We start from the raw sequence: 12,952 nt of genomic DNA, 5'->3' as shown, positions 1-12,952 counted from the left end.
GCCCTTCGAGCGTGGAGATGTGCTGTGCTCGACCCCGCGGCGGCCCTGTTCAGTTCGTTCACACGCAAATGGACAATTGGCGGAGTAATGAGGCCACCAGTGTTCCCGTCAGGTCTGATGTCAGCCCCGACGGATGTCTCACCCCGCAGCCCCCAGTCTCAATCATAGAAAGCCTCGACCGTCTTCCGGCTGCCAAGCATGAAGATGTCGGCGATGTGGCGGAGCGGGGCAACATCGACCTCGGAGCGCCCGGCGCGCACGAGGTCGTGGAAACGGGCGTAGAGTGTCGGATATTCCGTTTCCTGCTCATCTGCACGCATCACGCCATCGACCGAAAGGCGGGCGCCGCCATTGCCGAGAATCATCCTTCCGGCATCCGTCTCCACGATGATGTCCCAGCGGTCGTCGCTCGACTGGCGGCGCCAGTCCATGTCGGCTGTCACGGGAATGCCCGACGCGCTCTGGAAGTCGATCTGGGCTGCAATCGGCGCGTCGCGGTTCTCGGGGATTTCGAGCGTCGAGCGTGTGACGAAGACCGGCATGGGCAGGATATGCGTCATGATGGAGAGGGCGTTGATGCCGGGATCGAACACGCCGAGCCCGCCCGCTTCCCAGATCCAGTCCTGGTTCGGGTGCCAGCGGCGCACATCCTCGTTCCAGATGATATCGACGCGCGAGATGGTCTTGTCGGCGAGAAAGGCTCGTGCCGGTTCTACGGCAGGCCCGAAGCGCGAATGCCAGCTGGTGAACAGCGTGACGTTCTGTCGCTTGGCCAGCGCCTCGAGGATGGCGACTTCGCTCAGCGTCGCACCCGGCGGCTTTTCGAGGAAGACGTGCTTGCCGGCTTCCAGCGCTTTATAGGCGGCATCGAACCGTACGCGGGGCGGCATGCAGAGTGAAACCGCCTCGATCTCCGGCATAGCGGTCAGCATGTCCTCGATGGCGGTGAAATTCTCAACGCCATCCACGCTGCCGTGTCGGCTTGCGGCGGCAACCAGCCGGTATCCGGGATTGTTGTGAATGGACGGCAGATGCTGATCGCGTGCGATCTTGCCAACGCCGACGACAGCAATAGAGATGGGGTTCATGGTGTTCCGCCAGATTGTATGACTTATGTCCGGCTTTGTACCAGAAAGGCCGGGGCGGGCAAGGCGCTCCAGCCTGCAATGATCAAGGCCTTATAGAACGGACAAAGGAGACCTGATGTCCCCGACGATACGCAACGCGACACGCGCGGAAATCGACGAAATCGTTGAATGGGCCGCACGCGAAGGCTGGAATCCCGGTCTCGACGATGCCGCCGCGTTTTACGCGGCGGACCCTGAGGGTTTCTGGGTAGCGGAGGCGGACGGCACGCTGGCGGCGGCCATCTCGGTCGTCCGCTTCGGCCCGGATTACGCCTTCCTCGGCTTCTATATGGCGCATCCCGATTTTCGGGGGCAGGGGCTTGGCTACGCCCTATGGCAGGCCGCGCTTTCCGCGCAAGGCACCCGTATCGTTGGCCTCGACGGCGTCGTCGCGCAGCAGGCGAGCTACCAGCGCTCGGGCTTCGCCTATGCGCATGCGAATATGCGCTATGGCGGAACGCCGCAGGTGACGGCGCCGCCCGGCACGGATCTGGTCGAGGTCGCTCCCGTTCATCTGCCGCTGCTCATCGACTACGATGCGCGGTTCTCTCCGGCGCGGCGGGATTCCTTTCTGACGCAGTGGCTGAAAGCCCAGCCGACCCGCCAGAGCGTGGCGCTTCTGCGCGGCACCGAGGTGCAGGGATACGGCACGATTCGCACCTGCCGCGACGGCCAGAAGATAGGGCCGCTCTTTGCCAATACGGAAACCGGCGCCGATCTCCTGTTCCGCAAGCTGGTGGCCACGGGGCTGGAGATGGGCGGCGACGGGCGGATCTTCCTGGATATCCCCGAGCCGAACGGCGCTGCAAAGGCACTCTGCGACCGCTACAATCTGAAGCCGGTCTTCGAGACGGCCCGCATGTATCGCGGCGAGGTTCCCGATCTGCCGCTCTCCCGGATCTTCGGCATCACGACCTTTGAGCTGGGATAGAGCATTTCCAGCCGAAGCGGGATCGCTTCGGCGTCGGACAATGCGGAGAAAACAAGAGGTTAGAGTATTTCCGGTGAATCCGTGTTCACCGGAAATACTCTAGACGCGCATCACGCGGATACGTCCGACTTCATGATGGTCTGCCGCAGGAAGCTGTAGCCTATCGCAATTCGGGCAGCGGATGCCGCCGTGTCGCCTTCGCCGCCATGGCCACCGGATGTGAATTCGTGAAACAGCGGCTCGTGGCCGAGCTCCCGCAGCCGTGCGGCAAAACGGCGGGCATGCGAGGGATGCACCCGGTCGTCATTGCTGGAGCTTTCGATGTAGATCGGCGGGTAGGTGACCTCCGTCGCCGGTCGCACGGCCTGAAGCGGTGAATAGGCCAGCATCGCTTCTCGGTCCTGTGCATTGTCGGGGTCGCCGTACTCGTCCATCCACGCCCGTCCGGCCGGGAAGGTGTGGAAGCGCAGCATGTCGAGCACGGGCACCTGGCACCACACCGCGCCGAAGAGGTCCGGATACCGCGTCAGCATCACGCCGGTCAGAAGTCCGCCATTGCTGCCGCCATTGCAGGCGATGTGGCGGTGCTTCGTGTAGCCGCGGGCGACGAGGTCACGGGCGATGGCGGCGAAGTCGGCAAACGCCCGGTGCCGTCCATCGCGCTTTGCCGCACGGTGCCACTCTGCGCCAAACTCGCCGCCGCCGCGAATATAGGCCTGCACATAGGCGCCGCCCTGTTCCAGCCACCGGCCGGTGACGCCGGAGTAGTAAGGCTGCAACGGCACTTCAAAACCGCCATAGCCGTAGAGAAGCACGGGCAGGGCGCCCATCTCGAAGGTTGCGGGCAAAACCAGCCTGTAGGGAACCGCCGTCCCGTCCTCCGACGTCGCCTCCAGCAGCTGGCTCGACATGCCGCTCGCATCGAAATAGGTCGGCGAGGCTGCAACAGGATGCAGCGCCAGCGGCTTCGTCCGGTCGGAAAGCTCCAGCCGATACAGCGTCGGCGGTTGCAGGAAGCCTTGGCCCGAAACGATCAGCGTGTCGTCGCCCAGATGCAGGTCCGAATAGAGCGGATGATAGGATAGGGTTTCCACCCCGCCCGGCAGGGGCAACTCGAACGGTTCTGCGCCTTCGGTGCGCAGATCTAGGAGAAAAGGACGGGGTGTCATGTTGTCGGCGATGGTGAAGACGCACCAGTCTCGAAGCAGCATGAAGCCCGTGCAGAACTGACGACCTGATGGCGTGAACAGGACGCGCGCCGGCGCAGGCGGCTGGTCGCTGCCGAGCCGCACTGGAAGCTCCTGCAGCACCAGCGAGCCGCTGGGAACCCGCTCATCCGTTTTTGCCCGCCACAGGCAGAACCGATGGTTGGAGTCCGCGTCGCTCTCGCTGGGGATGTCGATGCGCACCGGTGTCCCGCCGTTTTTCGAGACGACATGGCTGGCCGTGCCGATCGTGTGCACCGCCGTGAAGATCGCCAACCTGTCCCTGCCGGAAACACTGTCATTGCTGGAGAGGCCCATCATCTCAGAGCCGTAAACCGCCGCATATCCGGTTACGTCGCTGTGCTCTGCGGCAAAGACAGTCGCTGCCGCTGAAACATCCTCACCGCGCGCCACGCGCCGACCGACCCGTGGCCAGCTCGATTGGGTGGCCGATGTCACGTCGATCGAACCGAAATAGAGGATGTGGTCGAGGCTTTCCCACGTGGCATGCGAACGGACGAGCGGCGTCGAGAACCCGCCTTCCACGAAACGGAGGCTCTTGCAGTCGAACTCGCGGAAGACGCGCAGATCCGATCCACCGTCCGACAAGGACAGGAGCACAAGAGAGGGATCCCAGGGACAGGTCACGGCACCGCGCCAGATCCACGTGCGGCCTTCAGACGCGTTATAGGCGTCGAGATCGAACATTGTCTCCCATGCCGCCTCCGGCACGGGTACCTCGGTTGCCGGCAGCCGTTGCCAGACACCCATCGGATTGGCAGCGGTCTTGCGGAACGTCGTCAGCCAGTCGCCGCGCCGGGTAAAGTGGATCAGGCGGTCTTCCCGCTCCATCATCGCCTTGAGGGCCGCAGCGTCCGCCTCGAAGGCTTCCGTCTTCAGCGCGGCGTCCGAGTGCGCGTTCTCACGCGCGACGAAGTCGAGCGTGCGGGCGTCGTCGTCGGTCTCGAGGTAAAGGTACATGGGGTTGTCTGCCTTTCCGTTGAAGCCGGTCGATAGATACGAAGAGGAGGCGGACCGTCAGCCGGCCATCGCCTCCTCATATTGGGCGGACAGGTCCAGCCACTGCTCTTCGGCCGTGCTGAGCTTTGCCGCCGTCTCGCCGCGCTGCTTCACCTTTTCGGCGGCCTTGGCGGGAAATTTCTCGTAGAGCACGGGATCTGCAAGTTCTACGTCAAGCGCCTGAATCTGCTTCTCAAGCTTTGCCGTCAAGGACTCCAAATCGTTGATCTTCTTGCGCAGCGGCGCAAGGGCGGCGCGCTTTTCCGCATTCGCCTTGCGCTGGTCCGCTTTTGACGTCGGGTCCTCGATTACCTCAGGTTTTTCGTCTTTTTTTTTGCCCGAGGAGACGATGATGCTCCGATATTCCTCCATATCGCCGTCGAAATTCGACACCGTGCCATTGTTGACCAGCCACAGGCGGTCCACGGTGGCTTCGATCAGGTGGCGGTCGTGCGAGATCAGGATCACGGCGCCATCGTAATCGTTCAGCGCCTCGATGAGCGCGCGCCGGCTGTCGATGTCGAGATGGTTCGTCGGTTCGTCGAGGATCAGCAGGTTGGGGTGGTGGAAGGCTGCAAGACCCATCAGAAGGCGTGCTTTTTCGCCACCGGAGAGATCCTTGGCCGCTGTCGACATCTTCTCCGTCGCAAGGCCCATCTGCGCCACGCGGGCGCGGACCTTGGCTTCGGGAATGCCCGGCATCAGGCGGCGCACGTGTTCCACCGGCGAGTCGGCCGGAACGAGGTCGTCCATCTGGTGCTGCGCGAAGAAGCCGATCTTCAGGTTCGGCGCCAGCTTGATCTCGCCGCCATCCGCATCCAGCCGCCCCGAGACGAACTTCGCAAAAGTCGATTTGCCGTTGCCGTTCGAACCCAGCAGCGCGATACGATCGTCATTGTCGATCCGCAACGTGATGTTCTTGAGGATAGGCTTGCCCGGCGTGTAGCCGACGGAGGCGTTCTGCAACTGGATGATCGGCGAGGCCGGCTGCTTCTCGGGAACCGGGAAGGTGATCGGCTGGACGTGATCCTCGATGACGGAGGCAACCGTGCCCATGCGCTCCAGCGCCTTGACGCGGCTCTGCGCCTGCCGGGCCTTTGAGGCCTTGGCTTTGAAGCGGTCGATGAAGGATTGCAGGTGCTTGCGCGCCGCATCGTTCTTCACCTTCGCCTTTGCCTGAAGCTCCATCGCCTCGGACCGCTGACGCTCGAACTGGTCGTAGGAGCCGCGATAGAAGGTCAGCTTTTGCTGGTCGAGATGGATGATGGCGTTGACGGCGGTGTTCAGCAGGTCGCGGTCGTGGCTGATGATGATGACCGTGTGCGGATAGCGGCGGATGTAATCCTCCAGCCAAAGCGTGCCCTCGAGGTCGAGATAGTTGGTCGGCTCGTCGAGCAGCAGCAGGTCCGGCTCGGAAAAGAGCACGGCGGCCAGCGCCACGCGCATCCGCCAGCCGCCCGAGAAGGACGAGGCCGGGCGCAGCTGCGCCTCATGGTCGAAGCCGAGGCCGGCAAGGATCGAGGCCGCGCGCGCCTCGGCCGAATGCGCCTGAATATCGGCAAGCCGCATCTGGATGTCGGCGATCCGGTTCGGGTCGGTCGCGGTTTCAGCTTCGGCCAGCAGAGCCTCGCGCTCCTTGTCGGCCTTCAGCACGATCTCGATCAGTGGCTCTTCCGTGCCCGGCGCTTCCTGCGCCACCTGTCCCATGCGGGCGTTCTTGGGGATGGAGATGAAGCCGCTCTCGCTTTCCATCTGCCCGGTCAGGATGCGAAACAGCGTGGATTTGCCCGCGCCGTTGCGCCCGACGAGGCCGGCCTTCGTCCCCTCGGGGAGCGAAATATTGGCGTGGTCGATCAGGAGGCGTCCGGCGATGCGGGCCGAGAGATTGGATATCGTAATCATGCCGGCGTTTTGGCGGATATAGGGCAGGAAGGCAAGAGAAGCCGCAAGGACTCCAGCTATGCCTTCACGCCCGTTGCAGTCCGGCGATCTGCGCGCACATCATCGGCGTGCACCGCAGAATGCCCTGTCGCCCGTCTGCCCTGACGACGGTCAGCGCCATTTCCGCGTGATGCATCAGGTCCTGTGGCCCGTTGACCGTCGCCGTCGTCGCGATGCCGGCCGAGAGCGACAGCGCCTCGGTGGTAAACTCGCGGTTGGCGAGGCGGATCTGGAGAGACTGCACGGCATCGCGGATACGGGTCGCGATGGCCTGCGCGTTTTGCTCGCTGACATCGTTCAGCAGAAACGCGAAGGCGTCGTATCCGACGCGCGCCACCACGTCGCTCTTCTTGACCGACTTGCGAAAGATCGCGGCGCATTTCTTCACGGCCTTCTCGCCGGTTTCCGGACCGTGGCGCTCCGCCAGTATCTTCAGCCGCTCCACAATCACCAGAACCAGCGCAGCCGGCTCCGACCTCACTGCGGCCTCGTCAAACAGCGCTGCGATCTTCATCGAGAGGGCCGCGCCGTTCGGCAGCCCGGTCAAGCCATCGCGAAGCGTTGCCCGCTGGTCCGCAACGATGCGGCCTTGCGCATCGCCGAGTGCTGCGACCGTGGTTTCCAGGGTTTCTGTCAACCGCTTTTCGCGCTTGCGGAGCTGGGTCAGCGTCTGGCGAAGCGCGCGCGCATCCTGCGCAAAGTCCGACATCGACATGACCGGGTCAGCGTCGAGCCTCTCGAGGAAGCTGTCGAGCGCGTCGAAAGCCTCACCCTTCGGCCGGCTTTCCCCCGAGATCGCGGTCGTCATGGTCTGGATCGCCTCTATGGCGGCCTGCTGTGCTTGCCCCAGCGCCTGACCCATATGCCCCGGCAGTTTGCGCCGGAGGCCGATCGCATCGAGGGCCTTTTGCGAAGGCGCGGCTCCAAGAGCAGCAAGATCGCGGCTGAGGCCGGAAGGTCCCCCGGAGAAAGCTTCGTAGAAGAGCTCGTAATTACGCGGCAATGGCTGCACGCCGAGTTGCGCCATGGCCTGCGCCACGCGCTGCACCACGCCGTTGGTCTGCTCCGCCATATGCCTGTCGGCTCGCAATGCAGTTCCGCTGCGGCTTACCTGCTCTTTCATGTCCTGTTGTTACCTATCCCGAGCGTACCGAATCCGTTGGTCGTTTCCAGCTTTATATCCTGAGAAGCTTACGTAAACATCTCTGTCCGCTCTGTCAGCACCCTTCTGGCGACGCGCCGCCGCTGACGCTTGTGTGAGCGCCCATCACAGGAGCGACCGTTAGCTTCTGCTGGCTCGTCCGCACAATTTTCCTTTTGTCGCTCGTGCATCAGGGAATCCTGCCATAGCTTCGCCGAACGAGGCCCGACGCGAATCGGGCAAGGCAATTCTGTGCGTTCGGATGGGACGAGCGCCGCTTCAGATGAACGGAACGTCGGCCATGAACGTCCTGCGCACCCAGCTTCTACCCTGGATCAAGGTTCTCGCCTGTCAGGCCGTCGTTCTCGTTGCCGTCCTCTCGCTGTCGCGCTGGGTGACGCCGGGCACGCTTCCCGTTCTTCTGGGGCAGGGTGCGGCGGCTGCCGGTCTCGGCTTCCTGCTGCGCATGCCGCGCATCTGGCTCGTCGTGCAGTTTCTGCTGCCGGTCGCGGTCGTCTATGGCGATGCGGTGCCCGCCTGGGCCTATCTCGCGGCCTTCGTTCTCTGCGCGCTGATCTACTGGAACAGCGCCTCCGAGCAAGTGCCGCTCTACCTCACCAATCGTCGCACATGGCAGGCGCTCGCCGATCTCGTTTCGGCGTCCGGGGCGAGGAGTGTGGTCGATCTCGGCAGTGGCATGGGCGGCGTCGTCACCTTCCTCGCCCGAGCATATCCCGGCGTTGCCGTGAGCGGTCTGGAGACCGCGCCGCTGGTGGTTGCCGCATCCAAGCTCCGCATCGCCTTCAGTCGCCTTCCCAATGCCCGCATCGTCTATCGCAGCCTGTGGGATGCGGACCTTGGCGCCTATGACGTGGTCTATTGCTTCCTCTCGCCGGTGCCGATGGCGCGGCTGTTCGAAAAGGCGCGGCGCGAAATGCGCCCGGGCACGCTCTTCGTCAGCAACAGCTTCACCATCCCGGGCCGCGCCGCCGACCGTATCCTCGACGTCGACGACGGCCGCCGCACCCAGCTCCACATCTACACGCTCTGACGTCTCAGCTTTTCTGCTGGCGTTGAAAAAAGACGAGGTCCAGCACCACGCTCGGCTGCCCGAGGCTAGTCAGGATCATGTGGCACTGTCCGCGATGGTGGGTCTGGTGGTTGAAAAGGTGGGTAAGGCAGGGGCTGAGAGCCTGGCTGATCGGCTGGGGAATGCTGATCGGCGTATAGGTGAAGACGCCGGCGAGATCCTGTTCGGTGAGGCTTTCGATCCACGTCGCCAGCCGCAGATCCTCCGCCACCCGCGCCGAGCGCAGATCCTCGAAATCATCGAACAGAAGGGCGTCGAGCGCGTTTGGCGCCTCGCCCTTGCCGGTAAAGCGTTTCATCCAGATCCGGTCTGTTGCCAGAAGATGGTTGAGCGTTCCGTGCAGGGAGCCGAAGGCGGCGCCGGTTTGCGTGCGGCGTCCTTCGTCGCCCAGCACTTCGGCAGCGGCGTAGATGCGCGCGTTGGCCCAGCTGTTATAGGCGGCGAACATGCGGAAATGATCGATCATGGCGGTTCCTGCGGTTGGAAACTCGATCCTAACCCCTCAAGGCTTCAACAGGTGTGATGCCAATCATGAATTTTGCTGATTTGCTTTCGCCCGCCGTCCGCGCTCACATGGCGAAGAAACAGACTCTTTCGGAGACGTGCCATGACGAGAACGCTTTACGGCCTGTGTGGCGAAGATCGGGAGCGGCCCTTTTCACCGCATGTCTGGAAGGTCGTGATGGCGCTTGCCCACAAGGGCCTCGACTGCCGCTTCGTGCCACTGGGCTTCACCGAGATCCCCAAGGTCGAAGACGGCGCGACCAAGATGGTGCCGTATCTGCTTGATGGCGAAGAGGCCGTGGTGGACAGCTTCGCTATTGCCCAGCATCTGGATGCAACCTATCCGGACCGGCCCACGCTGTTTGCCGGGGAGGGTGGTCGCGCAACGGCACGCTTCGTGGAGGCCTTTTCCCAGACGGTTCTGCATCCGGCGATCGTTCGCATCATCCTCGTCGATATCCACGACCGTCTTGCACCCGAGGATCAGGCCTATTTCCGCAAGAGCCGCGAGGCAGCGTTCGGAAAAACTCTGGAGGAGGTCGTGGCTGCGGCACCCGAGGAGCGTGCGACCTTTGCTGAAAAGCTCGCGCCCCTGCGCTTCATGCTGAAGAAGCAGCCCTTCATCGGCGGCGAGACGCCGCTGTTTGTGGATTACATCGTCTTCGGCGCCCTGCAATGGGCCCGCATCATGTCGCCTCGGCCCTTGCTGGAAACGGGCGATACCGTCTCCGACTGGTTCGAGCGGTGCCTCGATCTACACGACGGTCTCGGCCGCGCCATCTCGCCGGCCAGCGTGGCGGAGGCTGCCTGAAGCAGGCTCCCGTCTACGGAGCGTCTTCGCCGAAATACGGCGGCGGCGCGCCATTCCCCTTGTCTTGCACGCGGCGTCTCGCTAAGGAACCGTTCAAACGAACGCAACTCCTAGGGATTTGACACCATGGCGATTGAACGCACCTTTTCGATGATCAAGCCGGACGCAACGAAGCGCAACCTGACCGGCGCGATCACCAAGATGATCGAAGACGCCGGCCTTCGCGTCGTTGCTTCCAAGCGCGTCTGGATGAGCCAGCGCGAAGCCGAAGGCTTCTACGCCGTTCACAAGGAACGCCCCTTCTTCGGCGAACTGGTCGAAGGCATGACGTCTGGCCCGACGATCGTTCAGGTTCTGGAAGGCGAGAACGCCATTCTGAAGAACCGCGAGATCATGGGCGCGACCAACCCTGCCAACGCCGACGAAGGCACGATCCGCAAGACGCACGCTTTGTCGATTGGCGAAAATTCCGTCCACGGCTCCGACGCTCCGGAAACCGCTGCCGAAGAAATCGCTTACTGGTTCTCGGCCACCGAAATCGTCGGCTGATACGATCGGGCGATCTGGAATGACAAAGGCCGGGGCAGCAATGCTCCGGCCTTTTGCGTCTGTGATAGGCCTGTTTCAAATCATTGTTTTTGCAATAATTCCTCGTGAGCTTCGTCCTTGCCCGGGCAGTCCGAGGTCGGTGCGTAGTCGACGGTGCCGTCGGTGCGCAGGATGTCCGGATTGATGGCATAGCCCGGTCCGGCAACGAGCGGCTTTGCGGTGAGGACGGTCTGGTCGACGGTCGATGTTGCCGTTGTCTCGATCGACTGCAAGAGCGTATCCCGACCGTCGACGATCCGGATCTCGACGGCATAGGGTCTGTCCTTGACGATGCATTGCACCGGCGGACTTTCCAGCACGATCGTCTCCCAGAACGGAAAGATCTTGGAGCGCGTCACGAGCGGCTCTCCACCGCGCGGGTTTTCGAATGTGGCGATAGCCACGGCGGGGTCGGGCAGGGCACCGGTACGGCGCAGGGTGATCATGTAGTGCGCCTGTGCGACGCGGTAGTTGAAGACGAAGAGCCGCCCGGAAACCTCGGTCGGACCTGTCGCCGTCTCACGCTGGCATCCGGCAAGACCTGCGGCCGCAAGCGCCGCCAGGAGACAGGTTGCGGTCTTGCGTGCTGTCATCGCGGTCCCTCGTCCTTCGTACGGCGATAATGCCTGCTGGCCTTGCGCCGATTGCCGCACACGGTCATGTCGCACCACATCCGGCTTTTGTTCTTGCTCCGGTCGAGAAACAGCCATCCGCAGTTCGGACAGATCTTCAGCCGCCCGTCATCGGGCCGCGTCGCGAGACGGAGAGCGGAACGCGCCGTCGATGTCGCGAGCCCGCTCTCGTCGTGCGCAGCGCGCAGCACGCGTGCCGCCGTATCGAGAAGATCGGCGAGCAGAACCGGATCGTCCATGCCCTCGATCCGCCTTCGAAAATACCGGTCGATCGCCTCGCGCAGGGCGAGGAACGATGCCCGGTCCTGCACCGTCGGCGGCACGAGCGCCGGCAAAGGCTCGGCACAGAGCCGCATGGCCGCAGCCGCGAAGGCATCGAGTTGCTCCGGCTCGGCAAACCGGTCGATCGAGCGATCCGCCGCCGTCCGCAGGATGACGCTGTTTGCAACGTCGAGTGCGAGAGTGCCTCCGGAGAAGCGATGAGCCGTCCATTTGAAATCCATACCTAGATATAACTGGTAAAAGCTGCTTTACCAGTTATAATTTTTCAGGGGAGACACGCATGTACCTGTTGCAACAGCTTGCCAATGCCGTGCCGGTCGCAGCACTCTATGCGGTGCTCGCCTTTGGCTACGCGATCGCTTTCGGCGTCACGAAGCGTGTCGATCTGACCTATGGTGCGCTCTTTGCCTTTGCCGGTCAGATTTTCGTCCTGTTTGCCGATATCGGCTGGAACCGCCTCTGGCTGGTTCTGCCCGCCTGCATCGCGCTCGGCGCCGCCTGTTCCCTTGCCTATACCGCAGGTGCAGGGCTGCTCGTCGGACGTTTTGTCATGGCGCGGCTCGTGCGGGCCTCTCCGAACACGGTGATCGTCGCCAGCCTCGGGGTGTCGATCGTGCTGATGGAAGCGGCACGCCTGGCCTCCGGGACGCGCAGCCTCTGGCTGCCGCCATTCCTGAACGCACCGGTTACGTTCTGGACGGAAGGTGCCGCCACTGTCGGACTGACGGTGATCCAGCTCGGCAATACCGCGCTCATGCTGGCAATGATCGGCTTGGGTGCCGCGGTCCTGCGTTTCGGAAGGTTCGGGCGGCTATGGCGGGCGGTCAACGACGATCCGCGCGCTGCGGAACTCTGCGGGGTCGATGCGAGCCGCGTCTTTCTCGGGTCTTACGTCACGGCAACGCTGGTCGCCGCTGTCAGCGGCCTTCTCTCGACATCCTATTACGGAAATATGGATTTTGGCGCGGGCATGATGTTCGGCCTGAAGGTGGTGATGATCGCGGGCATAGGCGGCGCCTTTCATCCGCTCCACGCGGCGGCGGGCGCTGCCTTGCTCGGGCTGGCCGAAACGCTGTGGAGCGCCTTCGCACCCATGGCCTGGCGCGATCCCTTCGTTTTTGCGCTGCTTGTCCTGATCGTTATCACCGGCCGGCACGAGCGACCCGTTCCCTGAAGCGGCTGCATTCTGCGGGGTGTCAGGGGCAGGGGCGTCTCAGGTCCATCGCGCCCGCGCCGTGTCGTCCGCATCCTTCGCCGAGACCCAGTCACGCGCCGTTCCGTCCTTCAGGTGCTCCTTCTTCCAGAAGGGCGCGGCGGTCTTCAGGTAGTCCATGATGAAGGATGCGCCGTCGAAGGCGGCCTGGCGGTGGGTGGCGGCGGCGATGACGAGGACGATGCGGTGGCCGGGGTCGATGCGGCCATAGCGGTGGATGGCGGTTGCGCCGTGAAGCTCGAAGCGCGCGACGGCCTCTTCGCAGATCCGGCGGATCTCGGCCTCCGCCATGCCGGGATAGTGTTCCAGCTCAAGTGCCGAGAGCTGGCCTTTTTCCTCCCGGCAAAGGCCGGAGAAGGTCACGACCGCGCCGATATCGGTCCGGCCGGCCGAAAGCGCCTCGATCTCCGCCGCAGTGTCGAAATCATCGGCCTGCACGCGAACGGTTATCAAAGCCGAATCCATCT

Annotated in this window: 13 protein-coding genes; 5 read left to right on the top strand and 8 right to left on the bottom strand. The window is 63.4% G+C overall.

All coding sequences use genetic code 11. The annotated features are described in order from the left end of the window. Positions 1–158: 158 nt before the first annotated feature. Complete coding sequence (locus tag BSG19_RS12005; RefSeq protein WP_092988076.1) at positions 159–1,088, bottom strand: Gfo/Idh/MocA family protein; 930 nt, start codon at positions 1,086–1,088, stop codon at positions 159–161. A gap of 115 nt (positions 1,089–1,203) precedes the next feature. On the opposite strand from BSG19_RS12005, the gene BSG19_RS12000 reads away from it, so the two are divergent. Further along, positions 1,204–2,058 (top strand): GNAT family N-acetyltransferase, encoded by an 855-nt coding sequence (locus tag BSG19_RS12000; protein ID WP_092988074.1) that lies wholly within the window; start codon positions 1,204–1,206, stop codon positions 2,056–2,058. Between the two features lie 110 nt (positions 2,059–2,168). On the opposite strand, the gene BSG19_RS11995 is transcribed toward BSG19_RS12000, so the two are convergent. The 3 genes from BSG19_RS11995 to BSG19_RS11985 all read right to left on the bottom strand — a co-directional run bounded on the left by BSG19_RS11995 (position 2,169) and on the right by BSG19_RS11985 (position 7,296). Continuing rightward, entirely contained in the window at positions 2,169–4,244 is a 2,076-nt protein-coding gene (locus BSG19_RS11995) for a prolyl oligopeptidase family serine peptidase (RefSeq protein ID WP_092988072.1), read from the bottom strand. A gap of 57 nt (positions 4,245–4,301) precedes the next feature. After that, a complete protein-coding gene (locus BSG19_RS11990; protein ID WP_092988070.1) occupies positions 4,302–6,185 on the bottom strand; it encodes an ABC-F family ATP-binding cassette domain-containing protein in 1,884 nt (627 codons plus the stop codon). A gap of 64 nt (positions 6,186–6,249) precedes the next feature. After that, positions 6,250–7,296, bottom strand: coding sequence for a GGDEF domain-containing protein (locus BSG19_RS11985; protein WP_170865939.1), 1,047 nt, complete (start codon positions 7,294–7,296; stop codon positions 6,250–6,252). 352 nt (positions 7,297–7,648) lie between these two features. Here BSG19_RS11985 and BSG19_RS11980 point away from each other — a divergent pair, with 352 nt between their 5' ends. Continuing rightward, positions 7,649–8,416 carry a class I SAM-dependent methyltransferase gene (locus BSG19_RS11980; RefSeq protein WP_092988066.1) on the top strand — a complete coding sequence of 256 codons (768 nt, stop codon included), beginning with the start codon at positions 7,649–7,651 and terminating at the stop codon, positions 8,414–8,416. 4 nt (positions 8,417–8,420) lie between these two features. On the opposite strand, the gene BSG19_RS11975 is transcribed toward BSG19_RS11980, so the two are convergent. Continuing rightward, entirely contained in the window at positions 8,421–8,921 is a 501-nt protein-coding gene (locus tag BSG19_RS11975; RefSeq protein ID WP_092988064.1) for a DinB family protein, read from the bottom strand. Positions 8,922–9,062: 141 nt separating this feature from the next. On the opposite strand from BSG19_RS11975, the gene BSG19_RS11970 reads away from it, so the two are divergent. Then, positions 9,063–9,770 (top strand): glutathione S-transferase family protein, encoded by a 708-nt coding sequence (locus tag BSG19_RS11970; RefSeq protein ID WP_092988062.1) that lies wholly within the window; start codon positions 9,063–9,065, stop codon positions 9,768–9,770. A 126-nt stretch (positions 9,771–9,896) separates the two neighbouring features. Next, positions 9,897–10,319, top strand: a complete 423-nt coding sequence (gene ndk, locus BSG19_RS11965) for a nucleoside-diphosphate kinase (RefSeq protein WP_092933099.1) — start codon at positions 9,897–9,899, stop codon at positions 10,317–10,319. Between the two features lie 80 nt (positions 10,320–10,399). On the opposite strand, the gene BSG19_RS11960 is transcribed toward ndk, so the two are convergent. Together BSG19_RS11960 and BSG19_RS11955 are read right to left on the bottom strand one after the other, a co-directional pair. Further along, positions 10,400–10,951 carry a hypothetical protein gene (locus BSG19_RS11960; protein ID WP_092988060.1) on the bottom strand — a complete coding sequence of 184 codons (552 nt, stop codon included), beginning with the start codon at positions 10,949–10,951 and terminating at the stop codon, positions 10,400–10,402. Beyond that, complete coding sequence (locus tag BSG19_RS11955) at positions 10,948–11,493, bottom strand: CGNR zinc finger domain-containing protein (RefSeq protein ID WP_092988058.1); 546 nt, start codon at positions 11,491–11,493, stop codon at positions 10,948–10,950. Before BSG19_RS11955 ends, BSG19_RS11960 begins: the two co-directional genes overlap by 4 nt. Before the next feature lie 59 nt (positions 11,494–11,552). On the opposite strand from BSG19_RS11955, the gene BSG19_RS11950 reads away from it, so the two are divergent. Then, positions 11,553–12,446, top strand: coding sequence for a branched-chain amino acid ABC transporter permease (locus BSG19_RS11950; RefSeq protein WP_092988056.1), 894 nt, complete (start codon positions 11,553–11,555; stop codon positions 12,444–12,446). A gap of 39 nt (positions 12,447–12,485) precedes the next feature. Here the strand turns inward: BSG19_RS11950 and BSG19_RS11945 are convergent, their stop codons facing one another. Further along, on the bottom strand, positions 12,486–12,950 hold the full coding sequence (locus BSG19_RS11945; RefSeq protein ID WP_092988054.1) for a molybdenum cofactor biosynthesis protein MoaE: 465 nt from the start codon (positions 12,948–12,950) through the stop codon (positions 12,486–12,488). Positions 12,951–12,952 lie beyond the last annotated feature (2 nt).

This window comes from Rhizobium sp. NFR03, from assembly GCF_900111275.1.
Taxonomy (GTDB): Bacteria; Pseudomonadota; Alphaproteobacteria; order Rhizobiales; family Rhizobiaceae; genus Ferranicluibacter.
Note: the sequence above shows the minus strand (reverse complement) of the source record. Positions and strands in the feature narration are given on the sequence as shown.

Excerpts from the sequence above, each read along its gene's own strand:
- BSG19_RS11950 (WP_092988056.1), top strand. The coding sequence starts at position 11,553 with ATGTACCTGTTGCAACAGCTTGCCAATGCCGTGCCGGTCGCAGCACTC.
- BSG19_RS11960 (WP_092988060.1), bottom strand. The coding sequence starts at position 10,951 with ATGACAGCACGCAAGACCGCAACCTGTCTCCTGGCGGCGCTTGCGGCC.
- BSG19_RS11990 (WP_092988070.1), bottom strand. The coding sequence starts at position 6,185 with ATGATTACGATATCCAATCTCTCGGCCCGCATCGCCGGACGCCTCCTG.
- BSG19_RS11975 (WP_092988064.1), bottom strand. The coding sequence starts at position 8,921 with ATGATCGATCATTTCCGCATGTTCGCCGCCTATAACAGCTGGGCCAAC.
- ndk (WP_092933099.1), top strand. The coding sequence starts at position 9,897 with ATGGCGATTGAACGCACCTTTTCGATGATCAAGCCGGACGCAACGAAG.
- BSG19_RS12000 (WP_092988074.1), top strand. The coding sequence starts at position 1,204 with ATGTCCCCGACGATACGCAACGCGACACGCGCGGAAATCGACGAAATC.
- BSG19_RS11945 (WP_092988054.1), bottom strand. The coding sequence starts at position 12,950 with ATGGATTCGGCTTTGATAACCGTTCGCGTGCAGGCCGATGATTTCGAC.
- BSG19_RS11955 (WP_092988058.1), bottom strand. The coding sequence starts at position 11,493 with ATGGATTTCAAATGGACGGCTCATCGCTTCTCCGGAGGCACTCTCGCA.
- BSG19_RS12005 (WP_092988076.1), bottom strand. The coding sequence starts at position 1,088 with ATGAACCCCATCTCTATTGCTGTCGTCGGCGTTGGCAAGATCGCACGC.
- BSG19_RS11980 (WP_092988066.1), top strand. The coding sequence starts at position 7,649 with ATGAACGGAACGTCGGCCATGAACGTCCTGCGCACCCAGCTTCTACCC.
- BSG19_RS11985 (WP_170865939.1), bottom strand. The coding sequence starts at position 7,296 with ATGGCGGAGCAGACCAACGGCGTGGTGCAGCGCGTGGCGCAGGCCATG.
- BSG19_RS11995 (WP_092988072.1), bottom strand. The coding sequence starts at position 4,244 with ATGTACCTTTACCTCGAGACCGACGACGACGCCCGCACGCTCGACTTC.
- BSG19_RS11970 (WP_092988062.1), top strand. The coding sequence starts at position 9,063 with ATGACGAGAACGCTTTACGGCCTGTGTGGCGAAGATCGGGAGCGGCCC.